The 1063-nt window shown below is 51.7% G+C and carries 1 rRNA gene; it reads left to right on the top strand.

What is annotated here, in order from left to right:
- Nucleotides 1–1063 (top strand): 23S ribosomal RNA (locus HMPREF2781_RS08550); the annotation flags it as partial.

The raw sequence follows: 1063 nt of genomic DNA, 5'->3' as shown, positions 1-1063 counted from the left end.
TTTTTTGTTTGGGTAGGGGAGCGTCGTGCATGTGTTGAAGCGTTACCGTAAGGAGGCGTGGAGTGTGTGCGAGTGAGAATGCAGGCATGAGTAACGAATTGGAAGGTGAGAATCCTTCCCGCCGGATGACTAAGGGTTCCTGGGTCAAGTTCGTCTTCCCAGGGTGAGTCGGGACCTAAGGCGAGGCCGACAGGCGTAGTCGATGGATAACCAGTTGATATTCTGGTACCCGTATATCCGCGCCCATGATAAAGCACTGATACTAACCACCGCGGATACGATTGATGTGTTCTTTGAACACGTTGGTTGTTGATGTCGTGGGGCCTGATGTGTGGTTCAAGTGATGGGGTGACACAGTGTAGTAGCCATGCCGCTTAGTGGATTGTTGGTGTAAGCGTGTGAGGTGGTGTGTAGGTAAATCCGCGCACCGTTAAACCTGAGGCGTGATGCGTAGCCCAAGTGTGGGTGAAGTTGGTGATCTAGTACTGTCGAGAAAAGCCTCTAGCGATGTGGATGTATGGCCCGTACCCTAAACCGACACAGGTGGTCAGGTTGAAAATACTAAGGCGTTCGGGTGAACTGTGGTTAAGGAACTCGGCAAAATGCCCCCGTAACTTCGGGAGAAGGGGGACCACACGACTTAAGCACTCTTTGCGAGTGTGGTGGGTTGTGGGGTCGCAGAGAATAGAGGGAAGCGACTGTTTATCAAAAACACAGGTCCATGCGAAGACGTGAAGTTGATGTATATGGACTGACGCCTGCCCGGTGCTGGAAGGTTAAGAGGACCGGTTAGTAGTCTTTTGGCTGCGAAGCTGAGAATTTAAGCCCCAGTAAACGGCGGTGGTAACTATAACCATCCTAAGGTAGCGAAATTCCTTGTCGGGTAAGTTCCGACCTGCACGAATGGCGTAACGACTTCTCTGCTGTCTCAACCACAGGCCCGGTGAAATTGCACTACGAGTAAAGATGCTCGTTACGCGCGGCAGGACGAAAAGACCCCGGGACCTTCACTATAGCTTGGTATTGGTGTTCGGTTCGGTTTGTGTAGGATAGGTGGGAGACT

Source organism: Corynebacterium sp. HMSC062A03 (genome assembly GCF_001811145.1).
Lineage (GTDB): Bacteria > Actinomycetota > Actinomycetes > Mycobacteriales > Mycobacteriaceae > Corynebacterium > Corynebacterium aurimucosum.
The sequence above is the reverse complement of the archived record's forward strand: the minus strand, read 5'-3'. Positions and strand labels throughout refer to the sequence as shown.